The organism is Thiogranum longum, assembly GCF_004339085.1.
Classification (GTDB): domain Bacteria; phylum Pseudomonadota; class Gammaproteobacteria; order DSM-19610; family DSM-19610; genus Thiogranum; species Thiogranum longum.
In genome coordinates this window covers 1,756,773-1,777,988 of record NZ_SMFX01000001.1, presented here as the reverse complement: position 1 = coordinate 1,777,988, position 21,216 = coordinate 1,756,773, and the positions used below count along the sequence as shown (strand labels likewise).

Annotated in this window: 25 protein-coding genes; 16 read left to right on the top strand and 9 right to left on the bottom strand. The window is 55.4% G+C overall.

Annotated features, from left to right (window positions below; all coding sequences use genetic code 11):
• Positions 1-428 precede the first annotated feature (428 nt).
• The 5 genes from DFR30_RS08780 (at position 429) to DFR30_RS08760 (ending at position 3,052) form a co-directional block, all read left to right on the top strand.
• Positions 429-1,358, top strand: coding sequence for a TauD/TfdA family dioxygenase (locus DFR30_RS08780; protein ID WP_243640711.1), 930 nt, complete (start codon positions 429-431; stop codon positions 1,356-1,358).
• 1 nt (position 1,359) lies between these two features.
• Positions 1,360-1,554: a sulfur relay protein DsrC gene (locus tag DFR30_RS08775; protein ID WP_132972382.1), complete on the top strand. Its 195-nt coding sequence runs from the start codon at positions 1,360-1,362 to the stop codon at positions 1,552-1,554.
• A gap of 6 nt (positions 1,555-1,560) precedes the next feature.
• Complete coding sequence (gene cas6, locus DFR30_RS08770; protein WP_132972380.1) at positions 1,561-2,268, top strand: type I-MYXAN CRISPR-associated protein Cas6/Cmx6; 708 nt, start codon at positions 1,561-1,563, stop codon at positions 2,266-2,268.
• A gap of 128 nt (positions 2,269-2,396) precedes the next feature.
• Positions 2,397-2,735, top strand: a complete 339-nt coding sequence (locus DFR30_RS08765; RefSeq protein WP_132972378.1) for a TusE/DsrC/DsvC family sulfur relay protein — start codon at positions 2,397-2,399, stop codon at positions 2,733-2,735.
• A 113-nt stretch (positions 2,736-2,848) separates the two neighbouring features.
• A complete protein-coding gene (locus DFR30_RS08760; RefSeq protein WP_132972376.1) occupies positions 2,849-3,052 on the top strand; it encodes a hypothetical protein in 204 nt (67 codons plus the stop codon).
• Positions 3,053-3,120: 68 nt separating this feature from the next.
• Here DFR30_RS08760 and DFR30_RS08755 read toward each other — a convergent pair whose 3' ends face one another.
• On the bottom strand, positions 3,121-3,795 hold the full coding sequence (locus tag DFR30_RS08755; protein ID WP_132972374.1) for a Fe2+-dependent dioxygenase: 675 nt from the start codon (positions 3,793-3,795) through the stop codon (positions 3,121-3,123).
• 41 nt (positions 3,796-3,836) lie between these two features.
• Between DFR30_RS08755 and DFR30_RS08750 the strand changes: the two genes are divergently transcribed.
• On the top strand, positions 3,837-4,157 hold the full coding sequence (locus DFR30_RS08750; RefSeq protein ID WP_132972372.1) for a hypothetical protein: 321 nt from the start codon (positions 3,837-3,839) through the stop codon (positions 4,155-4,157).
• Between the two features lie 11 nt (positions 4,158-4,168).
• Here DFR30_RS08750 and DFR30_RS08745 read toward each other — a convergent pair whose 3' ends face one another.
• The 5 genes from DFR30_RS08745 to DFR30_RS08725 form a co-directional block, all read right to left on the bottom strand.
• Positions 4,169-4,576, bottom strand: a complete 408-nt coding sequence (locus DFR30_RS08745) for a hypothetical protein (protein ID WP_132972370.1) — start codon at positions 4,574-4,576, stop codon at positions 4,169-4,171.
• Between the two features lie 36 nt (positions 4,577-4,612).
• Positions 4,613-7,372, bottom strand: a complete 2,760-nt coding sequence (locus DFR30_RS08740) for a bifunctional diguanylate cyclase/phosphodiesterase (RefSeq protein WP_132972368.1) — start codon at positions 7,370-7,372, stop codon at positions 4,613-4,615.
• A gap of 198 nt (positions 7,373-7,570) precedes the next feature.
• Positions 7,571-8,029, bottom strand: coding sequence for a GNAT family N-acetyltransferase (locus DFR30_RS08735; RefSeq protein ID WP_165869149.1), 459 nt, complete (start codon positions 8,027-8,029; stop codon positions 7,571-7,573).
• Positions 8,030-8,031: 2 nt separating this feature from the next.
• The gene (locus DFR30_RS08730) at positions 8,032-8,637 is read right to left on the bottom strand and encodes a 2OG-Fe(II) oxygenase (RefSeq protein WP_132972364.1); all 606 of its coding nucleotides are present in this window, start codon (positions 8,635-8,637) and stop codon (positions 8,032-8,034) included.
• Between the two features lie 11 nt (positions 8,638-8,648).
• Positions 8,649-9,713: an Sfum_1244 family protein gene (locus DFR30_RS08725; RefSeq protein ID WP_243640710.1), complete on the bottom strand. Its 1,065-nt coding sequence runs from the start codon at positions 9,711-9,713 to the stop codon at positions 8,649-8,651.
• Between the two features lie 89 nt (positions 9,714-9,802).
• Between DFR30_RS08725 and DFR30_RS08720 the strand changes: the two genes are divergently transcribed.
• From DFR30_RS08720 to DFR30_RS08700, 5 genes are all read left to right on the top strand, one after another.
• A complete protein-coding gene (locus DFR30_RS08720; RefSeq protein WP_132972362.1) occupies positions 9,803-10,399 on the top strand; it encodes a hypothetical protein in 597 nt (198 codons plus the stop codon).
• 136 nt (positions 10,400-10,535) lie between these two features.
• Positions 10,536-12,542: an AAA family ATPase gene (locus tag DFR30_RS08715; protein WP_132972360.1), complete on the top strand. Its 2,007-nt coding sequence runs from the start codon at positions 10,536-10,538 to the stop codon at positions 12,540-12,542.
• A gap of 28 nt (positions 12,543-12,570) precedes the next feature.
• The gene (locus DFR30_RS08710; RefSeq protein WP_132972358.1) at positions 12,571-13,128 is read left to right on the top strand and encodes a class II aldolase/adducin family protein; all 558 of its coding nucleotides are present in this window, start codon (positions 12,571-12,573) and stop codon (positions 13,126-13,128) included.
• A gap of 78 nt (positions 13,129-13,206) precedes the next feature.
• Positions 13,207-14,433 (top strand): DNA polymerase Y family protein, encoded by a 1,227-nt coding sequence (locus DFR30_RS08705; protein WP_243640709.1) that lies wholly within the window; start codon positions 13,207-13,209, stop codon positions 14,431-14,433.
• A 2-nt stretch (positions 14,434-14,435) separates the two neighbouring features.
• On the top strand, positions 14,436-14,846 hold the full coding sequence (locus DFR30_RS08700) for a hypothetical protein (RefSeq protein ID WP_132972356.1): 411 nt from the start codon (positions 14,436-14,438) through the stop codon (positions 14,844-14,846).
• Positions 14,847-14,924: 78 nt separating this feature from the next.
• Here the strand turns inward: DFR30_RS08700 and DFR30_RS08695 are convergent, their stop codons facing one another.
• The 3 genes from DFR30_RS08695 to DFR30_RS08685 all read right to left on the bottom strand — a co-directional run bounded on the left by DFR30_RS08695 (position 14,925) and on the right by DFR30_RS08685 (position 16,857).
• Positions 14,925-15,347 carry a phosphate ABC transporter substrate-binding protein gene (locus DFR30_RS08695; RefSeq protein WP_132972354.1) on the bottom strand — a complete coding sequence of 141 codons (423 nt, stop codon included), beginning with the start codon at positions 15,345-15,347 and terminating at the stop codon, positions 14,925-14,927.
• An 11-nt stretch (positions 15,348-15,358) separates the two neighbouring features.
• Entirely contained in the window at positions 15,359-16,468 is a 1,110-nt protein-coding gene (locus tag DFR30_RS08690) for a hypothetical protein (RefSeq protein WP_132972352.1), read from the bottom strand.
• Between the two features lie 191 nt (positions 16,469-16,659).
• Positions 16,660-16,857: an Alvin_2107 family globule sulfur oxidation protein gene (locus DFR30_RS08685; protein WP_132972350.1), complete on the bottom strand. Its 198-nt coding sequence runs from the start codon at positions 16,855-16,857 to the stop codon at positions 16,660-16,662.
• A gap of 242 nt (positions 16,858-17,099) precedes the next feature.
• Between DFR30_RS08685 and DFR30_RS08680 the strand changes: the two genes are divergently transcribed.
• From DFR30_RS08680 to DFR30_RS08660, 5 genes are read left to right on the top strand one after another with little or no spacing between them, the layout of a single operon-like run.
• Positions 17,100-17,546 (top strand): tetratricopeptide repeat protein, encoded by a 447-nt coding sequence (locus tag DFR30_RS08680; protein ID WP_132972348.1) that lies wholly within the window; start codon positions 17,100-17,102, stop codon positions 17,544-17,546.
• Positions 17,546-18,685, top strand: a complete 1,140-nt coding sequence (locus tag DFR30_RS08675) for a sulfur reduction protein DsrS (protein WP_132972346.1) — start codon at positions 17,546-17,548, stop codon at positions 18,683-18,685. The genes DFR30_RS08680 and DFR30_RS08675 overlap by 1 nt, the downstream gene beginning before the upstream one ends.
• Before the next feature lie 25 nt (positions 18,686-18,710).
• The gene (gene grxC, locus DFR30_RS08670; protein ID WP_132972344.1) at positions 18,711-18,986 is read left to right on the top strand and encodes a glutaredoxin 3; all 276 of its coding nucleotides are present in this window, start codon (positions 18,711-18,713) and stop codon (positions 18,984-18,986) included.
• Between the two features lie 12 nt (positions 18,987-18,998).
• Entirely contained in the window at positions 18,999-20,429 is a 1,431-nt protein-coding gene (cysG, locus tag DFR30_RS08665) for a siroheme synthase CysG (RefSeq protein ID WP_132972342.1), read from the top strand.
• Complete coding sequence (locus tag DFR30_RS08660) at positions 20,429-21,082, top strand: thiopurine S-methyltransferase (protein ID WP_132972340.1); 654 nt, start codon at positions 20,429-20,431, stop codon at positions 21,080-21,082. The genes cysG and DFR30_RS08660 overlap by 1 nt, the downstream gene beginning before the upstream one ends.
• Positions 21,083-21,216 lie beyond the last annotated feature (134 nt).

Genomic DNA, 21,216 nt, shown 5'->3' with positions numbered 1-21,216 from the left:
AGCCGCCGTTACATTAATTAAACTGTCTTCTGTACTTCACATTTAATGAGATTGAAGTTCCCGTATCGGAACCGGATTCCCGATACGCGGAACTCCCTCACTGGGCGAGATGAAGTCTAGGAGTCTCGTGCACCTCAGAGAACCCTACCCTTGGGGTGTGTTTGAACAGCAACACTATCCCCAATGGGATAGGCCGGAATCGGCCCCACCGCGGCGGGCGATTATACGGTCTGCCCGGCTAAATTGCCAAGATTGGAGAATGTTTGAATATTATCAGTTGCTTATAGATTGATTGGTGTATAAATTTTTCTTCGGTGTACGCTTCCTTGCAAGTAACCCTTGAAAAAACCATGCATTAGCGGATTCGCGAGGGTACAAATCTGGTAAAATGCTTTTTTCACAGCAGCTATTCAAGGTCACGCCAAAAGATGCCAAACGCTTCCTGCAGCACGTTGTCAGTGGTGGACTCGCCGTTCGACCCGGATACGGATACGGCCTATGTCGCCTGGCGCGAACGCAAACTGGCCGACTGGCCGGCAGACAGCGCCGGGCTGATGACGGAAATTTCCGATGGTCTGGCCCCGCAGGCAAGTGAAATTGGTGCGATTCTATCGGCGCTGGCGCACACCAATATCGCGTTTTACCGTATAAAATCCCCGCAGCCAGGTGGCAAGACTATGATTCGCGCGCTGGGTCGCTTGCTGGGGCTCGAACGTCTCGATAGCAACCTGTGTGCAGATGACGACGGTATCACTTCTCTCACCGTGGTGGAGAAACGTCAGCAGGGCGAATATATCCCCTATACCAACCGACCGTTGAACTGGCATACCGATGGTTACTACAACTCCCTTGACCGACAGATACGCGGTGTCATTCTGCATTGCGTGCAGCCGGCGGAAACAGGCGGGGAGAATGCTTTCCTGGATCATGAAATAGCCTATATACAGCTGCGCGACGAGAACCCCGATTTTATTCGTGCACTGATGGCGCCCGATGCCATGGCCATCCCGCCCAATATCCAGAACGGGCAGCAGTTGCGGCCGCGCCAGACCGGGCCGGTATTTTCCATAGATCCCCGGGGTTGCCTGCATATGCGCTACTCGGCACGCGCCAGGAATATCGAGTGGAAGGCGGATTCAACCACACAGGCTGCGGCAGAATGTCTTTTGAACTTGTTTCAACAGGACTCGCCCTATATATTTCGCCACCGGCTTGAAGCGGGAGAGGGCGTCGTCAGCAACAATGCGCTGCACTGTCGTACCGGTTTCAGCCATGGAAGCGACGATGTTTCGCGACTTTTATACCGGGCGCGTTACTTCGACCGTGTGATGGACTCCGATGCAGGCTCAGGTGAATAACATGTTATGTCTTAGTGAGATCTTGTTGCAGCACCACGAATTGAAGTCATTTGACGAGTTGGTCAGCCTGGTTGAGGAAAAGGCCCGTGGTGGCGAACTGTTCTTCCAGATGGACGTGCGGCCACCCTACCTGGATACGCCGGAAGGCTGGGAAGATCGTCTGGAAGCGGCATTTGCTGCCGCGGGGAAAAGGTAACGACCAATGTTCTGGGAAGAAGACAAGGACGAGAACACGCCCTATACCGTCCCCGGCGACGTTGTCGATCTTGTCTATAACATCAGCTGCAAGTGTTTGCCGCTGGATCACGCGCACAGTTTTTCGCAGGCTATCCTCGGGGCTTTGCCGTGGATTGCTGAAGAACCGTTGGCAGGTATCCACCTGATTCACGGTGCTGAATCCGGCAACGGCTGGATGCGCCCCGAAGATCCGGTCAATGAGCTGTTGTACCTGTCGAAGCGCTCGCGTATGACGCTACGCGTACCGGCCAGTCGAATTGATGATGCCGGCGAGCTGACCGGCACCGAATTGGACATCGATGGACATCTTCTGGAAGTCGGCAAAGCGAAAACCCGCTTGTTCAGTACCATGTCGACCCAGTTTGCCCGCTACGTGGTGGTGCCCGAAGGCATGGACCACGAAGACGAGGAAATTTTCATGCGCTATGCCGCAGAACAACTGCAGGCACTGGAAGTGCCGGTCCGCAAATTGTTGTGCGGACGCGCGCATGCCATCCAGCACCCGGAGGGCGACCTCTATACGCGCAGTGTCATGCTCGCGGACCTTGAGCCGGAGCAGGCGGTTCGTCTCCAGCAGGTGGGTATAGGTTCACACCGGAAAATGGGCTGCGGTCTGTTTTTACCCCATAAGGGCATACGCGCGGTACACGAGGTGACGGCTGACAAGAAGTGATTTGTTATGCGGCTGTAGATTCCCGCGTGCGCCAGAATGACAAGGTGCGCCGGGATGACGAAAGTTTTATTAACTAGAGTTAACCTTAACTATATATATTAACTTAATGAAATAGATGGAGATATAGCATGGCTCTTGAAGTTGATGGCAAAACGGTAGAAACCACAGACAACGGTTACCTGGTCAATGCGGAAGACTGGACTGAAGCCGTCGGTCAGGCAATCGCTGATGCCGACAAGTTGGAAATGACCGAAAAACACTGGGACGTCGTGATGTACCTGCGTGATGAGCACTACAATAACGGCGGTGTCGAGCCTAACGAGCGCACCATCCTCAAGGCGATGGCCAAAAAGTGGGGCGACAAGCCGACCAGTAAAACCATGTACAACATGTTTCCGGGCATGCCCAGCAAGCAGGGCCGTAAAATTGCCGGTTTACCGCAGTCCACACGCAAGGGTGGCTATTGATTCCCGGCCTGCCCATTGGGGATATGGCGGGAATTAGCAATTCGTAATATATTTCGCCGCACTCATATTGAGCGGCGTATGCCTGTAGAACCAAACGCTTTGGAGGCAAGACCATGAGCGAGAAGACAGAGTTGATCAAGAAGTTGATCGAGATGCAGAAGAAGTTCATCGAGTATGAACATCAGCACGGCGTTTCCCAGGAAGAATATTTCGCGGCCCCTGAAGGTCACGAACTGGCCGGGTACCGTCAGGAATACCGTGATTTGTCCATGAAGCTGGTTGATCTGGCGCACAAGGAAAAAGGCTCGCACCCTTAACTCCAGGGCATTCGGGTTTTATGGCGGGCCGATGTGCAGTGCACTCGGCCCGTTTTTTATGCGGCGGGCTATAATGCTGCCCACAGGCGCATCAGGTTGACGTAGGCATGATCAACCCGAGTGGTTTCGCTGTCGTCGGGCCGGCTCTTCAGCAGGCTCTCGCGGGCCTGGTAAAGCTGGTAGAGGATTTCACGCCGCGCCGGGTCACGCACCATGCTCTGGGTCCAGGTGACGGCTACCAGCCGTTCGCCACGGGTGACTTCGGCCACATGGTGCAGGCTGGAAGACGGGTAGATAATCGCGTCGCCGGCGGCCGGCTTGAAGGCCTGGTCGCCGAAACCGGTACGAATGACCAGTTCGCCACCTTCGTAGCAGTCGGGTTCATTCAGAAACACCGTGGTGGAAATGTCGGAACGATATTGCCCGCCCGGTGGTCCCATGACCGGGTCGTCAATGTGATCGCCGTAATGCATGCCTTTGGTATAGCGGGCGTAGAAGGGTGAGGCGACACGAACCGGCATCGCGGCTGCCTGGTAGTGCGGATGCTGTACCAGTGCGCCCATCACGATACTGTTGAGGCGCTCCATCTGTGCGGCAGCGGATTGCAGTTCCTCGTTCTGTTTGACCTGTCTGGCGCGTGTGCCCGCCGACAGGCGGCCATCAACAAACGGGCCGTTTTCGAGTAACGCGTGAACCTGTTCGAGTTGTGTCTTGCCGAGTACGGCGGGAATGACAACCAGCATGCTGTATCCTGAATTTTAAAACGTGAGTCGGAGAATCCACGATGATATTGAAACTGACCATCGACGATCAAACCTTCAACATCGAAGTCCCTGAACAGATGTTGAAGGAGGCGGAGGAATTCTACGCCAAAATGGATGCCGATATGGACAGGGGATGGCAGATGAGCCGCTTCTGGGTCGAAAAGCCGGATTTGTACCAGCGCTGCCAGATTGTCGCAGACCGTGTGCTGGGTGCATTTCACACCGAGAACAAAAAAATGGTCAGCCTGATGTCCGGTTATATTCTCAGCCGTGTCCCGCACGTTGAAGAAGTGATCGTCGATACCACGGGTGATATCACCCTGACAGAAATTATCGCCTGAGTCTGGCCGGTTTATTTGTCCTGGGCGTCATCCGGGCGACTGAAACGCGGGTCGCACAGGTCCAGGCCGGCCGCCCGGGCGGCGTGGGTCTTCATCAGTTTCTCTATTTCCGCGCGCTGCGGGTAGGCATCGTCGACCTGCATCAGGTAGGACTGCCAGCTGGAGAAATCACTGGCCAGTTGTGCATCGGTACCATGGCAGGCGAGTACGGCGACCACCGACTCGCCAATTTTCCACGGGCCATCACCCTTGATGGGCCCCGGTATAAATCGAAGCGCATCTTCAATATTCATTTCCGGCCAGAACGGTGGCAGGTAGATCAAACCGTCGCTATAGGACAGTTTTTCAACCACAACTTCCTTGCGCCCGTCGGGAAGACGGATTGCCAGCGGGGCGGTTACAGTAAACAGGTCAGCCATAGACAGTAATATAGCAAAGGACGCGTTGTAACAGTATCAGCAGAAGGGCTCGGGTTTGCCGATGGCGTAGCCCTGCGCGTAGTCCACTGACAGCTTGCGCAGTGCTTCCGTAATTTCGTCAGACTCGACATATTCGGCGATCGACTTCATGCCCATAACGTGAACAACGTAGTTGATGGCGTGCACCATGGCCTGGCTCACCCGGTTGGTCGCCACGTCACGGACCAGTACTCCGTCCAGTTTCACATAGTCAACCTGGAGCCGTTTCAGGTAGTCAAAAGTGCTCAGTCCGGACCCAAAATCATCGAGTGCAAACCGACAACCTATGCTGCGCAGTCTGTTGACGAACTGACCGGCTATATCCATGTTGGCGATTACCGCGCTTTCGGTAATTTCAAAGCATAGCCGGCGCGGATCAACGTCTGTTTCTGTTATCAGTTCAGTGATGAAATTGAGCATCTTCAGGTCTGAGACCGACTGGCCGGAGAGGTTGATCGAGCAGGTGGCGATATGGCGTGTAGTTGCTGTGTTATTCGCCAGGTGGTGTAACGTTTTCTTCAGCACCCAGCGGTCGATAATCGGCATGAGGTGATAGCGCTCCGCAGCCGGCAGGAATGCCAATGGTGCGATAATGCGTTCCGCGTCTGTGCCTTTGTCATCGACCATGCGCAGTAGAACTTCACCGTGTACACGTTCCTCGAGGCTGCCCTCGATAGCCTTGATAGGCTGGAAATGCAGGGTAAATTCATCTTCCTCGACGGCACGCTGAATGCGCTGCATCCACTGCATCTGACCGTGTTGCTCGGCAATTTTTGCGTCATCGGGGCGAGATACGTGCACCTGGTTACGGCCATTCTCTTTTGCCACGTAGCAGGCGGAATCTGCGGCGCGCATCAGCTCCGTCAGGTCGGTTTCAGTGCTGTTGATGGGGACAACGCCAATACTCACACCGATCCGGAACAGGTTTTCTTCCCAGACAAAGCGGAAATCTTCGACCAGCTGCCTCAGCTTGTCGGCAATGCCTTCTGCGATGGTCAGAGGGCAGCCAACCAGTAATACACCGAATTCATCACCGCCCAGCCGTGCCAGCAGGTCCGACTCGCGCAGCGCCGAACGCAGTTGCCCGGATATCTGCTTTAACAGTTCGTCACCCGCGGGGTGACCGCAGGTATCGTTAACCACCTTGAACTGGTCCAGGTCCATGTAGAACATGGCATGCTGCTTTTCGCCGCGATTGGCGCTGTGAATGGCCTGTTCGACACGTGTGTCGAATTCGACACGGTTGATCAGTCCTGTCAGTGCGTCATGGGTGGCCTGGTAGGCGAGCTGCATGGCGAGTGCCCGAAGTTTGGTAACGTCGTGGAAGACCATAACCGACCCGATGACTTCAGCGTTCAGGTTCTTGATCGGTGCACCGCTGAGCTCAATCGCAGATTCACTTGCCCGGTCACGACGGAACAGAATAGCGGGTTCCTGCAGGTCGGCTTTCTTGCCTTTTTCCAGCCATTCCTCCATCGGTAACTCGACGGGTTCCCCGGGGTCTGCCTCGTTGCCAAGTTGCATGACATCCTTCAGAGGTTGTTTCCGTGCTTCATCAATAGACCAGCCAGTCATGTGTTCCGCCACGGAATTCAGATAGCTGACGTGACCGGCAAGGTCGGTTGTGATGACCCCGTCAGCAATTGACTCAAGGGTGACCTGCCAAAGCTCTTTCTCCCGGAACAGGTTGTCCTTGGCCAGACGTGCTTCTGTCGTATCGCGAGCCACACCTTCAAACCCTTCGGTATTTCCGCGTGCATCCTGGCGGTAGTGGGCATTGATCGACACCCAGATTTCCCGGCCATCACGGTGAAGCAGGCGGACTTCATGATTTTGTATAACACCGAAGGCTGATTCGAGCCGGTTTCGGAAGCTGTCGGCAGCCTGACGTGTGGCGAACAGATCATTCCAGGGACGGCCCTTGATATCGTCGACTTCATATCCCAGCATTATTTCGACCGAAGGTGAAACACGTGCAATCTTCCCGTCAGCGGCAACCTGGAAATAGGTATCCATCATGTCATCGAGGATGCGACTCAGCTCCCGTTCCGAAGCAATGATTTTCTGCTCGGCCTTTTCCCGTTCTGCTATTTCCAGCTGGAGGGCCTGGTTTGCGGTCTCGGCCTCCGCCTGGGCGGCAAGTGCTTCGTCGCGCGTCTGTGCAAGGTTTTTTACCAGGTCGGTGTTGCCGCGGGAAATCTGCAGGAAGCGTTCTATCAATGCTTCAATGCCACGGCTTGCCTGGGCAACGGCGAGTAGTGCCAGCAGGGCAAGTGACCAGCTTGTCACTGCAGGAATCTGCTGGAGTTGCGCATGCCATGCGATCGGCAACAGGCAGGCAGGAAAAGCAAAGGCCATTAGCAGACGTGTGTTGAGAGCAGAGCCGGTGAATACCCCGAGTCCCACTGCAATAACGGCGAGGGGGAATATACTTTGGGTCGATATATTGGCGCCCAGTGTGTATTCGAGTGCAGTAGGAACAGCGCCCCATACCAGACCGAGTAGCACGGCACAAAGGTATTCAAGGATGCCACCCTGATGTCCGTAGGCGCCACTGATGGCGCCCTTGTTGCTTTCGGGCATGGCGGACAGTACGCGCAGCGCCGAAACCGCTGTTAGAAAGCCTGTCAGCTTGTAAAGGTCCTGGAGCGGGATTACGCTGGATTGAATCGTGTAAACAAGCGCAATTGCCAGCAAGTGAAGACCGGTTTCCAGGAGTAGAAACCCTTTTCGGGTATTGGGTACTTCACTGGCCATTCACGGTCCCTGCAGTGTGTCGGTATCGTTACGCAACATTATGAATGCTATCGATAATACGTATCGGCACGCAGTATTGAAAGGAAAATGTACATTCGTATAGTCTGTAGTGATCCAGATGCTGGTCGAAGTGATCTTTAAAGTTGTGCGGCCATGAGCTCAAGTTTTCGAGTTGTAATACCTTCAGCGAAGACAGGGCTATTGATGCGTGTTTACCTGCAGGAATTTTTCCATTTCATAATGCTGTATGACATCAAACAGCAGGTATGACTGGCGAATAACCCGGTAGCCGCAATGGAGGTAGAATGCCAGGGAGTTATCTCGCGCATGCAGAATGATATGGTTTTCTCCGTTGCTTGCAGCATTGCATTCCAGTGCCGCGAGCAACTGCTTTCCCAGTCCTTGCTTTTCGTAATCAGGGTGCACGGCAACATAGCGAATCTGCGCGGTGGATGCTTTAACTGAATGAATGCGTCCGGTTGCCAGTATGTTGCCTTGCGTATCAATCGCCAGGTAGTGTCGCGCTGAATCATCCAGCTCGTCGCGTTCGCTGCCGTGTGGCTTTTGCCAGGGTGCGCGTAGTACTTCCCAGCGCAGCGCGTAGCCGGCTTCCAGCTCACAGGCATCTTTTGGCGGGCGAATTTCTACGTCTGTCACGTTCAGGCGAATACCACCCAGGTCGTGGCGATGTACTTGACACCTTTCTTCAGGGTGGCGCCACGATGTTCGTGTGTCCAGAAGGGCGGGAAAAGTACCAGCTTGCCCTGTTCGGGTTTGATTTTGATGTTCTGGAACAGAAACTCTGTTTCGCCGCCCGGTCCTTCCACGTCGTTGAGGTACCACACGGCGACCAGCTGGCGCTGGCTGAATTCATGACTGCCGCCATCGATGTGCCAATGGTAGTGCTCGCCCGGCAAGGTGCGCTGGATGGCGTAGCCCATATCCTTGAAGGGGCCCTTGAAGTAGGGATAGCTTTCTCGAAACTCCAGAATGGCCTGCCCCATAGAACGAAACAAGGCCTGGTCGATGTCTTTCCAGTGCGCTTTCCCGCTGACCACCAGGTCGGTGGACTTCTTGATGCTGCGGTCTTTCTCGGCGAGTTGCCCAACACGTCCTTCGTACTGCTCCTCGCTGTGCGCTTCGAAACGTTCTATAGCGGCCTGACACAGTTCCGGAGAGAGTGCGTTGTGCTTTTCGAAAATAAAGGTATTGGGTTGAACCTCCACGATGGTCCGCAGGGGTGTTGACAGTCGGGTTTGTGACATTGCGTGTAGTCCTAAAGCGCTTTCTTCTCGATGAGTGTTTCCATGTCTGTCCAGGCTTTTTTGACGCGACCTTCGTGGAGTTGCATGAGTTCGTCCGCGACCTGCAGCCAATGATCCCGGCCGACCTCTAGCTGGCGTTGCAGTTCATCACGGTTTCCACATTCTACCCAATGATTGTAGGCCTGGAACAGGGCCGGGTAGATTTGCTTGCGCATGCCGGACAGGTTGCCGAAGTAAAAATGCAGTGACGCAGGGTGTTCCTGTTCCAGCAGGGCAGGCAGGGTGGACAGGGCGTCGGCGAGGTGATCTCGTACGGCACGTGCCATCAGCTCCAGGCGTGAGCGGGGGAGGCTGGCGAGCATTTCCTCCCAGCCTTTACCGAGCTGTTTCCCTGCCTCGATTTCACCGATTTCGTGCAGAATCAACGTATCGGTTTCATGCCGGGTCATTGAATCCAGCGATGAATCGAGATTGTTGTCGAAATCGTAGCAGCCTATTGCACGCGCCATGGCATTGTCCGGGCGGTTCCAGCGCCATTCTTCATAACGTTCCCAGAGCATGCGACGCAGGGATTCCTGGCGGATAAACATTTTTCCGTCCAGCGACATGGCGGGTGGTGCCACCAGGTCGCGTGCATATTCTTCAGTCGTTATATACACGGAGTTCCCGTCTTGCTCGAAGCTGCGCTCAAGGCGTGCCAGCATGAACAGGGGTTTGGCCATATTGCCATAGCCGGCACTGTATATTAGCCGGTCATTCTTCAGTGCATCGTTGATGGCATCGCTGTCGAAGGGGTCGAATTGCTGCCCATCGATTTCTACTGGCTGAAAATTTTCATTTTCCAGCGTTTCCCAGAATTCCTCGCGTGCCGTCAGCCAGTCGCCGACTGCATCATTGGAAATGCGGGTGCCATAGGGCAGACGCTGTTCCCAGCGATAATACTCACGCATCTTCAGCAGGTAGACACACAGTGTGTAATCGCTGGCGAAGCGGGCGTCGGCAATATGGCAGTTATGCTGTACGGCAGACTGCACAGTTTGCAGGCGGGGAGTCAGGGCTGTTTGCCGGGCTTGCATACGCGGAGAAATACCTGAGTAAACTACTATGGTTTTTGATGCTAGCATGATGTAATCTGATGCGCCAGCAAGATAGTGGAGTACATTAAGTGCGTATTCGAAGTCGTTGGAAAAACAAGGGAAGAGCGCGAACAATCGAAGAAAATGCCGGCGCGCTGGCGTTTATCGAATGGCGTATTGCCGGGCAGGCACTGCTCAATCTTGAGAATGAAGGTTTTCAGACCGACACGCAACTGCAGCGCCTTGCCGTACTGCAGGAGTTGAGTGCATTCCTGATCCATGTGACGGACCGGTTGGTACACGGTGATCTCGATGACGAACAGCGGCAGAAATTCATTGTCGCACTGGCGCTGAAAATGGCCGATACCTACCATGATAACCGGGTGGATTCTGAAGGTCGGGGCCAGGACTTCCGGCCGGGCTTTATCGATACGCTCAACCAACGTTTGGCTGACTATGCCGAGTGCAGTTTTGACAACGGTGAGCCGGGATACCAGTTCAAGCGCTTCCTGGGTGAGTGTGTAACCAACACCATGGGTGAAAAAGACCGTAAGTGGATCAGTGACCAGGTCATGGAAATCGAAGTCCCGGATATGCTGAAAACCCTGAAAAAAGGTCTCGGAGACCTGTTCGAAACGGGCAAGGCTGCAGATGCCCCACCCACACAGGTCGGCGAAGGCGAATAGAACGAACAGGGCGTCAGAAACGCCGTTTACTGCCGTTTCGGCCTGTTTCTGGTAAGGTGTGTCTGTGCGCGGGGGGCGTACAGCAACAAAAATAATAAGTACGATAAAGTAAAGACCTGTTGGGGGATTAAGTCGTATGTACGAGCAGCTCTACGGATTTTCCGAACGTCCGTTTTCCCTGTTGCCGGATCCGGACTTCCTGTTTCTCGGGGAGAAGCACCGTGCTGCACTCGATACGCTGGAGCTGGCGATCTTCAACCAGTCCGGTTTTTGCGTTATCAGTGGCGAGATCGGCGCAGGTAAAACCACACTTGTTCGTGAGCTCCTTAATCGGCTGGATGGTGATACCCAGGTCGGACTGGTTTCCAATACCCACCCCTCGTTTGGCGAACTGATGCAGTGGGTCATGACGGCCTATGGCTTGCCGGGCGGATCAGACAATCACATAGAACTGCACAAGCGGTTTATCGATTTTGCCATCCAGCGTTATGCGCAGGGAAAACGCACGCTACTGATTATCGATGAGGCACAAAACCTGTCGATGGAAGCGCTGGAAGAACTGCGCATGCTGTCCAACGTTAACTCCGAGAAAGACCTGGTGTTACAGATTATTATGATCGGGCAGAACGAACTTCGGGATAAACTGCGCAGTCCCGAACTGGCCCAGTTTGCGCAACGCATCAGTATGGACTATTACCTTGGCGGTCTGGACGCTGATGAGACCTGTCTCTATATACAGCACAGAGTCACGCACGCCGGCGGCGCTGCAGATTTGTTTACCCGGGATGCCTGCCAGCGGGTTTTTGAATTCAGTCAGGGTATTCCCCGCGTCATCAATCGGCTTTGCGATCTCAGCCTGGTTTACGGCTACGCCCAGCATCGAGAGCATATTGGCCCTGATGTGATAGAAGCTGTTGCTCAAGAACAGCAACTTGGAAAAGCCATGGAAGAAGCGCGACAGCGCGCTGCGGTAATAGCACCAGAAGAGATCCCGGTTGCTGCTGCGGAGAAAGAGGTGCCTGCGCAGGTTCACGAGCCTGAGCAGGAAAGCAGTAAACCCCAGCCGGAACTGTCTGCGGAGCCGGTCCGGGATGCTAACGTGCGAGCGCCCGCAGACAAGCCGGAGAAGGTGGTGTCGTCCGATTTACACAAGCTGGTTGTGAATGCCGAAAAAACGCATGGTTCACGCGGAGAGCGCAGCGCCCTGTGGTTATTCGTCGCAGTTGTCGTGATGGTAGGCGCAACCGCCTGGGCGAGTCGCGAGGCGTGGTTGCCGGGGTGGGATGATTTGCTGGTGTCAGGCGAGAAGCTGCTGTCGGCCCCTGTGGCGCCAAAGGCAGCAAATGTGCCTGTGGCGGCGGAGAATAAGGGTCTTGCGGAGAAGGCCAGACAGGAACAGCTAAGGTTTGAAAAAGCCCGGCGAGAGAAAGAAGCACGTCTGGCAAAGCAGCGTGCAGCGGAGCAGGCGAAGCAGGAACAGGCGCAGCTTGAAAAAGCCCGGCGAGAGAAAGAAGCGCGTCTGGCAAAGCAGCGTGCAGCGGAGCAGGCGAAGCAGGAACAGGCGAAGCTTGAAAAAGCCCGGCGAGAGAAAGAAGCGCGTCTGGCAAAGCAGCGTGCAGCAGAGCAGGCGAAGCAGGAACAGGCGAAGCTTGAAAAGGCCCGGCGCGAGGAAGAGGCGCGTCTGGCAAAGCAGCGTGCAGCAGAGCAGGCGAAGCAGGAACAGGCGCAGCTTGAAAAAGCCCGGCGTGAGAAAGAAGCGCGTCTGGCAAAGCAGCGTGCAGCGGAGCAGGCGAAGCAGGAACAGGCGAAGCTTGAAAAGGCCCGGCGCGAGCAGGCTGAACGTGAAAATGCTGTACCGACTACAGCCGTCAGGCCGGTCAGCAGAAGCAGGACTCCCGTTCCGGCAGGCTGGACCAATACCCTTGAATGGTCAGAAGAAGATGATGACGAATTGCCTGTTGAAACACCTGTAGAGGAAACGGCGGTGGCTCCACCCTCAGAAACGCCCCGGTTGCCGGAAACAACAGTATCGACTGCGCTGACAGGCGAAAAAGAAGACCCGGATAATATAACGGAAACAGAGGGGTTCGCGACCAACCCGTGCAACGGCCCGACAGCACGTTTTCTTTCTACCTGTCGCTAGGTGCTGCACGGCAGGGTAGAATGCCCCGATGGATATTCAGCGCGACCTTGTCCGTCACTACCGGTGGCTCCGCCAATACGGTTACAACGATTCCCATAGCGGTAACGCCTCGGTGCGTGACCAGGCCCAGTTCTGGGTTACACCTACGGGTGCCTGCGCGGATCTGCTGGAAGACACTCAGCTGATTCAATGTCCGGTTGATGGAAAGCCGGCAGAAGGCGCGTCACTGGACGCAACCCTGCACGCGCAGGTCTACCGGAAAAATCCGCGCGCCGGCGCAGTGCTGCACAGTCACGGTGCCTACAGTGTTGCCATGACCCTGCACGGTGAAGACTTTGTCCCCTGTGACTTCGAGGGGCAGTACTACTTCGAGCGTATTCCTGTCATCAGTATTCCCTATGACCGTTACCTCGAGCTGGCGGCCGATGCGGTTGCAGATGCGTTGGCGAAACACAAGGTCGTCGTGGTACGCGGGCATGGTGTTTATGCTGCCGCGGAATCCATTAACCTGGCCTATAAGTGGACCTGCTCGCTCGAACTGTCGGCGAAAACCTGTTTCCTTGCCAGGCAGGCCGGCACGCTCTGACTTATTCCTTCCCCGCCGGTTGATATCTTTCCGGGCCTGCCTGATACTGTATATCCATACAGTAAACAGGATGGACGCATGGAAAACATCCGCTGGCCGCGCATGATTGCCCTGGTCGATATGAATGCCTTTTTTGCCTCGATAGAGCAGGCCGATTACCCGGAATGGCAGGGGTTGCCCGTGGGCGTGACAAATGGCCGGACCGGCACCTGCATTATCACCTGTTCCTACGAGGCGCGCGCCTACGGCATTAAAACCGGGATGCGCATAAAAGAAGCCAGGCAACTTTGCCCGGACTTTATCCAGGTGCCTGCGCGCCCTGAACGCTACGTGGAAGTATCCACCCGGATTATGGCGGCGCTGGAAGACATCACGCCCCGGGTGGAGGTGTTTTCTGTGGACGAGGCTTTCCTGGAGCTCACCGATTGTCAGCGACTGTGGGGGAGTGCCGGGCGTATGGGGCACCTGATCAAGCAAACGGTGCACAAGGTCTCGGGGCTATCCTGCTCGGTGGGTGTGAGTGGCGACAAGACGACGGCAAAGTATGCAGCCAAACTCAATAAGCCGGATGGCCTGTGCATTATCCCGCCCTGGGAGGCACAGCAGCGACTGGCCCCCGTCCCGGTTACGGAGTTATGTGGTATCAGTACCGGTATTGGCCGGTTCCTGGCGGAACGCGGCGTTCATACCTGCGGCGACATGAAAAAACTGCCGATCGGCGAACTGGCGCAGCGTTTCGGGAACCCCGGACGACGTATCTGGTACATGTGCCAGGGACAGGACCCGGAGAAGCTTGTGACACAGGTGCCGGCGCCAAAGTCTATCGGGCACGGCAAGGTCGTCCCGCCGAATACACGGGACAGGGCAGTCATTCATACCTGGTTGTTGCACATGAGTGAAAAGGTTGCGACACGCTTGCGCCGTCACGCGCTGGAGGCCTGTAAGTTCAGTATCGGCCTGCGTACTTCACAAGGCTGGGCGGGCGACACCCTGAAGACGGCTTTCCCGACACAGGATGGCGGCAGGATCATGATGCTGTGCGAACTTGTCCTGGGCGAATACTGGGACGGGGAGGGAATCTTCCAGGTCCAGGTAACAGCGCTTCATCCACAGCCGAAAGGGCAGCAGTTGAGTTTGTTCGGCTATGACACACGCAAGGTGGACGCGTTCAACCAGGTCATGGATTGTGTCAATGAACGCTATGGTGAGTTTGTGCTGGCACCTGCCCGCCTGTTGAAGCGCTCGGACATGCCGAATGTCATTGCACCTGCCTGGAAACCCTTCGGGCACCGGAAAACCATCTAGTTATGTGTGTTGGTGCAGGCTACAGCTACCTGGGGGAGTCATTCCAGGTGTACTTCAGCAACCCGAAAGCCACCTTGCCGGTCAGGACCCGAAGTGGTGGGTGCAGTCTGCTGCCGTGGGGGCGACGAAAAATCCAGCGGGGAGCCTTGCCGTTTGGCTGCTGTGCACGATTGGACAGCATTTATGCCGGGCGTTGGGACAAGTGGTTCCCTGTGCCTGTAAAAATTTGCGTGCAGCGCTTTATGGAACAGGATATGGAGGGGCGTACACGCTGGTTTGAGTTGCCGAAGGGCAAGTGGATACAGGGGCTGGTCGCACACGAACGTCATGAACAGCGGCTTTACGTTGTCGTGGTCGAGCCGCAGCTTTCAGATGCCTTGTATGAGCGCTGGCCGAGGATCTTCTGTTCCTGAAGGGCAAATGTTTCATGCAGGCAAAAAATACCGCTTCCGTTTCCGGTAAGCGGCATTTCAGATCAGCAAATATCCTGCTCAGGGAATTCGCAGCAGGACCTTGACGCGATCATCCACCGAATCCCCGTCAATGTAGCCGATGTTCCCCGGGTCGGCGAGAACACGTTCTATAACGGCATCATCATTTTCGACAGTGCGTGGCGGGTGTCCCTTGCCGGAGAACATGCGTCGTGACCAGTATTCAGACAGTTCGGTTTCAGACATACCCAGTATGCGAGTGACAAATGCCTTGCGCTGTTCCGAGTCATTGCGTTGATCCAGAGGTTTCAGGGGGACTCCGCCAGGGAAACGATCGGCCCGGTTCAGGTATAACCGTTCCAGCTGTTCGGCGTTGATGCTGTCAATGTTAACGGACGGGGCAACGATGACAGCCAGTTCGGCCCAGGCGTTAAACGCCAGCAGTATGGCTGACAGGGGTAGCAGTTTTAAGAAGATTTTCATGAATTAGCCCCTTAGAAGATTGCGTCGACAGCGAGGCTGTAGATAGTGATGTCATCGACCGGGCTGATGAGTAATCCGCGCGTTCCGTTCTCCGGTTCGATGCGTTGTACTTCAAGTTTGAGTGCGGCGCCGGTACCCAGTTCATAACGCAGTCCGGCTGTAACAGATGCCTGTTCCAGCGCAATGCCCGGGTCACCGCTGCTGTTATTGTCTTCCAGCTTCGCGTACGTGATATGCGGAAGGAAACGGTCTATCCGGTAGCCCAGGGTAGCGTACCAACCCTTCTGGCTGGGGAAAAAAGCATTGGCCGCGCCATCGATCTCGCGCTCGAAATATTCGCTGTAGGCAATAATGTTGTGCCAGTCGAGGTTTCCGCCAACGCTCCAGAAAATAACATCTTCCTTGGTGTTGATACCAAAATCGCTGGCACTGACGGCGGTCTGCAGGTATCCGCCACGCAGTGTTCCGGCCGGGCCAGTGAGGGCGATATTGATACCGGCCATGTTTTTGGCGTCGAAATTGGCGTAGGTGACGGTGCCGGCAGGCAGGCTCAGGGCGGGCAATGCCTCCTGGGGTACCAGCGCTTCTTCGTCGCTGGCGGTACCGAAGTAGGGTTGCACCAGCAGGTCGCTGCTGCCGACACGGACACGCAGCAGCAGGTCGGCACCCGTGATAGCGGTGATCGGGTTGCTGTTGTAAACCTCGGCCGGTGGTCGAATCCAGGGATAGGCATAGCCGACTTCGATATATTCCGAAATCAGGAAGGTCGGGAATTTTATTTTACCGCCACGGATATCGGTGTTTTCCCCCAGTGCGTAACTGACATAGCCCCAGTCAAATGTGGCATCGAAAGACTGTTCCTGGTCGGATGCACCGAGCAGTTGAGCGGTCACTGACATGCGTTTGTTGATGTCAGCGGAGATCTGTACGCCAATGCGTGTATCTTCGTCAAAACCGATATCATCGCTGATATTCCCGTTCTGGGTGTCGATATCATCGTTGCTGACCGCGGCGCCAACGGTAAAGAAGCCGTTGAACTGGATATTTTCCACTGCGGGCAGGGTACCGGCGTGAAGCAGCAGCAACGAGGCTGCCACGGTTTTCAGAAACCGTATCTTCATGGTTAATTCCCCTTGGCTTTTCATATAAAAACACTGTTGCGGCCACATACCGGGTGTAGCTTTAGTTATTTTTTATCAGGCGGCCAGAATAATACGGGTGGTGGCTCCGGACCGGCTCCCTGGTATGCTTTATGCGGGTATAAAAAAACGGGCCAGAGGCCCGTTCTTTAACGCGAGACAAGGTGCGGCGATTATTTGCCGACCCAGTTCGAGTAGTTGTCCATATTGCGCGCCTTGCCGTCTTCGTAACCGGCTTCATAGGCTTCTGTCAGACGCTGTTCCTCACGGGGCGGGTTGAGTACATAACCACTCTGCCAGCCTTCGATGTAATCAGCGTTCACGTTCTCTTTTTCCATCTTGACAGTAAAATCGTAGTAGTTCTGATCCATTGTTGCGATCTCCTTCGACAAGGTTTTGAAATCTTTATACCTGGAGACCGGGGATTTCGAACCGGTGTCCATCGGATGGCGCGCAAGTATACAGCTATATCAGGAATCTGCTATATATCCCCAGCGGGATAATACCATAATAAATATATGGTAATAATCCGTGCAGCGGAAATAAATCCCGAGTAGTTTGGTAAGGAAAGGAGTGATCTATATAATGCGCTCTTTTTTCGGAGGTTCAGACAATGAACGATGCAGTCAACAGTAACGAAGACGAAGTGGACTTCGCCAGTGGTATGGCCGCATTTGAGGCCAAGCATTTCTCCCGTGCCGCCCAGCTGCTGTCCCCCTTTGCGAATGATGGGAACCCCGAGGCCCAGCACCGTCTGGCGATCATGTACCAGAACGGTCTTGGCGTCGCCCAGCACGATGGTCTGGCGTTACGCTGGATGAAGGCAGCCGCCGAAAGCGGTTACCCGGTAGCGCAGCATGGACTGGGCTTCATGTACCTGGAAGGCGAGTGTGTCGTGAAGGACCCGGCCAAGGCAATAGAGTGGTTCGAGAAAGCAGCGGAGCAGGGGCTGGTGGGTTCATTGACCACACTGGCGATGATGTACGAGGAAGGTAATGGCGTCGAGCAGGATATCGACAAGGCCAATGAACTCTATCGGGCGGCTGGTTTCGAGCGTTAATGGAACTGTCGGCTGAAGATGCACTGCGACTCAATGTGCTGCTGGCCAATGAACTGGAAGCGGTGCGCATTGATGAGTCGCGGATGGTGGTATATGCCCTGTCTCCCGAAGGAGAGGCCAGTGTGCGACTGAATCCGCAGGGCAGGGATGACCAGTACCTGAAAAAGGTGCGTGAGCTGTTGTCCAGCCAGGTGCTGGGTTCACCCGGGGGTTACCCGGTGTTTTTACGCCGCTGGACACGCATGGGTCAGGCGCGCGACGACAGTCTGGAACAGCTGTTACTACTCGGTGAGCCCGAGGCGGTGGTGGCTGTTGTGCATGCCAATGGCCTTACTGATGAAATAGCCCGGCGTGCCTGGTGGGCCATGCCGGTGGCGGACAATGCACGGCGTATGCTGGAACATGAATGCGTAGTCAATGGAATGCTGGGACAGGAGCTGGCGGAGTTCCTGGTCGATTACCTGCCGTTTGAAACCGAGCACAAGGCTATGATCGAAACGATTCGCCTTGTGTTGCAACCGGGGTTGATTTCCGATGAGTTGCGGGAAAAGCTCTGGCGTTCCGCCAAGCGCAAGAATTCCTACTACATTGGTTTTATGGATGCATGTCCGGATAATTTGCCGGAACCGTCCATGCCGCGTAGCGACTGGCAACAGGTAAGCGATACGCTTTCATCACTGGTGGAAAGCGGTAACGCAGTAGCCGAACAGCTATGCCGTTGTCTGAGTGCGCAGGGACAGACGTTCCTGGCTACAGCAGAGGCGGCAATGGCCAAGCCAACCAACCAGGACGTGGTTGTCGAGTTCCTGAAGTCGATACAGCGGTATTTTTCATCAGTGTGCCCGCACACAGATTCAGCGGCCGATATGGAAACCATAGTCAGTGATGCTGAAGCCCTGCTCGATGTGCCGCCAGTCTGCCCAACCACCAGGGCCGTGTATGACGTTTTGCAGGAGCTGCCAGGACACAGTGCTGATGTGCGCGCCATGATGGCGCTGGGGTGGGTGGGCGAACCCCTGGTAAACCCGATTTTTTCACATACCGATTCCATCGGCTCGGTGATGCGCAAGAAAATTGTCCCTGTCACAGGGCCGATACAGCAGCAGTTTTCGCAGCTGCGTGGTAAGGTTAATTCATAGTCATCTACGAACAGGCAGGTTGTTCATGTCAGAAGTTATAATGTATTGCACCCGTTTTTGCCCCTATTGCACCAGCGCTGAACGGCTGCTGGGCAGCAAGGGCGTGGAGATACGTAAAATCCCGGTGGGTGGTGATCAGTCCCTGTGGGAAGAAATGGAGCGGTTGACCGGCCGCAATACTGTTCCACAGATATTTATCGGTGATTATCACGTAGGCGGTTATGACGATCTTGCTGCGCTGGAGCGTGATGGCGAACTTGATCCGCTGCTTGAACCCGTACTGGGCACTAACCGGGCCTGAGGACAGACTGCATTGGACTTTTTCCCGATATTCATGGCGCTCAGTGACCGCGATTGTCTCGTGGTGGGCGGAGGCAAGGTAGCTGCACGTAAAGTGGCCTTGCTGGTGCGCGCCGGTGCAAAGGTAGAGGTCGTTTCGCCGACCTTGTGTGACGAGCTCAGGAAGCTTGCGGCAGATGGTGAAATCACCCACAGCACGCGCAAGTTCGAAGACAGTGATATCGACAACAAGGCACTGGTTATAGCGGCCACCAACCAGCAGGAGGTGAACCGGCGTGTTTCAGCGCTGGCGCATGAAAGACACCTGCCGGTCAATGTGGTCGACCAGCCGGAGCTTTGCAGTTTCATCATGCCATCGATGATCGATCGTTCACCGGTACAGATTGCTATTTCCACTGGCGGCAGTGCCCCGGTACTGGCACGCCTGTTACGGGCACGCCTGGAAAGTTATGTGCCGGCGGCTTACGGGCGCCTGGCCAAACTGATGGACAGCTACCGGGACAAGGTCAAGCAACGCTTTTCGGATGTCGAGCAGCGCCGCCGCTTCTGGGAAGAACTGCTGGATGGTGAAATTGCCGAACTGATGTTCACCGGACAGGACGAACGTGCACGCGAGTACCTGGAAAACGCACTCAATAATGCAGATAACAAGGCGCAGGCGGTGGGTGAGGTATACCTGATCGGCGCCGGCCCCGGAGATCCTGATCTGTTGACTTTCCGCGCCCTGCGGCTGATGCAACTGGCCGATGTCGTGGTCTACGACCGCCTGGTTTCGACACAGATTCTCGACATGGTGCGCCGGGATGCCGAGCGTATCTACGTTGGCAAGGAACGCGACAATCACACCCTCTCCCAGGAAAACATCAACCAGTTGCTGGTACGGCTGGCGAAAGAGGGCAAGCGTGTCGTGCGTCTGAAAGGCGGTGACCCGTTTATCTTTGGTCGCGGTGGTGAGGAAATCTCCACCCTGATGGAAAACGGTATCAGCTTCCAGGTGGTGCCGGGTATTACGGCGGCTTCCGGTTGTGCGACCTATTCGGGAATTCCGCTCACTCACCGTGACTACGCCCAGTCTGTGGTCTTTGTTACCGGTCATTTGCAGGATGGTTCAGTAGACCTGAACTGGAAAGCGCTGGCACATCCCAACCAGACGATTGTGTTCTACATGGGGCTGCATGGTGTTGGCGTCATGTCTGAGCAACTTGTCAAACACGGTCTGCCGGCCTCGACACCGGTAGGGCTGGTGCAGCAGGGAACCACCCAGAACCAGCGCGTGATTATCACTGACCTGGAAAACCTGGAACATACCGTGAAAGAAGAAGCACTCAAGCCACCGACGATTATCATCGTCGGTACCGTCGTTGAGCTGCACAAGACCCTGCACTGGTTCAACCCCTTGCCGGGTGCTGACCCAAGACCTTTCGGCGGAACACCGCACGTCTGATGGAGCCGGAGTTCTGGCACCAGCGCTGGCGGGACAATCTGACCGGTTTTCACCTGCCCGGTGTCAATCCCCAGCTGGAGGCTTTCTGGTCACACCTGCCGGTTGAAGCTGGCGACCCGGTCTTTGTACCCCTGTGCGGCAAGAGCCTTGACATGCTGTGGCTGGCAGAGCGTCACCCGGTGACAGGTGTTGAACTCAGCCCAATCGCTGTGGAAGCTTTTTTCGAAGAGAACGACCTGCAACACAGGCCATCACAGGCTGGCAGGTTCAGCCTCTGTGAAAGCGAGCGCATCCGTATTCTATGTGGTGACTTGTTCGATTTACAGCCCGACCAGCTTGCCGACATCAGGGCCGTTTACGATCGTGCCTCACTGATAGCCCTGCCACCCGACATGCGGCCCCGCTATGTCAGTCACCTGGAGAGCATTTTGCCGACGGAGGTGGACATGCTGCTCATCACGCTGGACTACCCGCAGGAACAGATGGGCGGGCCGCCATTTGCCGTCAGTACCGGTGAGGTGGCCGACCTGTTTGGGGCGGACTGGTCTATTGAGCATCTGCACGAAGACGATGTGCTGGCACGGGAAGCTCGTTTCCGCGAGCGTGGGATATCACATATGACGGAGAACGTTTTCCACCTTCAGCGCCGCTAGTCAGTCACCGGACAGTTCCTCGTCAGTTCTGGAATCATCTATTAAGCGATTGAATCTCAATTAATTCTGTCTCTTGCCGTTACAGGGGCTGAGCTACGGGCCAATCCCGTGCTTCCAGGGAATTAGCAAGTCTT

Bases quoted from the DNA above. Each gene is read 5' to 3' on its own strand.
- DFR30_RS08745 (WP_132972370.1), bottom strand. From the start codon at position 4,576: ATGGCTGACCTGTTTACTGTAACCGCCCCGCTGGCAATCCGTCTTCCC.
- DFR30_RS08765 (WP_132972378.1), top strand. From the start codon at position 2,397: ATGGCTCTTGAAGTTGATGGCAAAACGGTAGAAACCACAGACAACGGT.
- DFR30_RS08685 (WP_132972350.1), bottom strand. From the start codon at position 16,857: ATGGATCAGAACTACTACGATTTTACTGTCAAGATGGAAAAAGAGAAC.
- DFR30_RS08780 (WP_243640711.1), top strand. From the start codon at position 429: ATGCCAAACGCTTCCTGCAGCACGTTGTCAGTGGTGGACTCGCCGTTC.
- DFR30_RS08755 (WP_132972374.1), bottom strand. From the start codon at position 3,795: ATGCTGGTTGTCATTCCCGCCGTACTCGGCAAGACACAACTCGAACAG.
- DFR30_RS08760 (WP_132972376.1), top strand. From the start codon at position 2,849: ATGAGCGAGAAGACAGAGTTGATCAAGAAGTTGATCGAGATGCAGAAG.
- DFR30_RS08740 (WP_132972368.1), bottom strand. From the start codon at position 7,372: ATGGCCAGTGAAGTACCCAATACCCGAAAAGGGTTTCTACTCCTGGAA.
- DFR30_RS08690 (WP_132972352.1), bottom strand. From the start codon at position 16,468: ATGAAGATACGGTTTCTGAAAACCGTGGCAGCCTCGTTGCTGCTGCTT.
- DFR30_RS08710 (WP_132972358.1), top strand. From the start codon at position 12,571: ATGGATATTCAGCGCGACCTTGTCCGTCACTACCGGTGGCTCCGCCAA.
- DFR30_RS08695 (WP_132972354.1), bottom strand. From the start codon at position 15,347: ATGAAAATCTTCTTAAAACTGCTACCCCTGTCAGCCATACTGCTGGCG.
- DFR30_RS08705 (WP_243640709.1), top strand. From the start codon at position 13,207: ATGGAAAACATCCGCTGGCCGCGCATGATTGCCCTGGTCGATATGAAT.
- DFR30_RS08660 (WP_132972340.1), top strand. From the start codon at position 20,429: ATGGAGCCGGAGTTCTGGCACCAGCGCTGGCGGGACAATCTGACCGGT.
- DFR30_RS08730 (WP_132972364.1), bottom strand. From the start codon at position 8,637: ATGTCACAAACCCGACTGTCAACACCCCTGCGGACCATCGTGGAGGTT.
- DFR30_RS08700 (WP_132972356.1), top strand. From the start codon at position 14,436: ATGTGTGTTGGTGCAGGCTACAGCTACCTGGGGGAGTCATTCCAGGTG.
- DFR30_RS08725 (WP_243640710.1), bottom strand. From the start codon at position 9,713: ATGCAAGCCCGGCAAACAGCCCTGACTCCCCGCCTGCAAACTGTGCAG.
- DFR30_RS08675 (WP_132972346.1), top strand. From the start codon at position 17,546: ATGGAACTGTCGGCTGAAGATGCACTGCGACTCAATGTGCTGCTGGCC.
- grxC (WP_132972344.1), top strand. From the start codon at position 18,711: ATGTCAGAAGTTATAATGTATTGCACCCGTTTTTGCCCCTATTGCACC.
- DFR30_RS08680 (WP_132972348.1), top strand. From the start codon at position 17,100: ATGAACGATGCAGTCAACAGTAACGAAGACGAAGTGGACTTCGCCAGT.
- cas6 (WP_132972380.1), top strand. From the start codon at position 1,561: ATGTTCTGGGAAGAAGACAAGGACGAGAACACGCCCTATACCGTCCCC.
- DFR30_RS08715 (WP_132972360.1), top strand. From the start codon at position 10,536: ATGTACGAGCAGCTCTACGGATTTTCCGAACGTCCGTTTTCCCTGTTG.
- DFR30_RS08750 (WP_132972372.1), top strand. From the start codon at position 3,837: ATGATATTGAAACTGACCATCGACGATCAAACCTTCAACATCGAAGTC.
- DFR30_RS08775 (WP_132972382.1), top strand. From the start codon at position 1,360: ATGTTATGTCTTAGTGAGATCTTGTTGCAGCACCACGAATTGAAGTCA.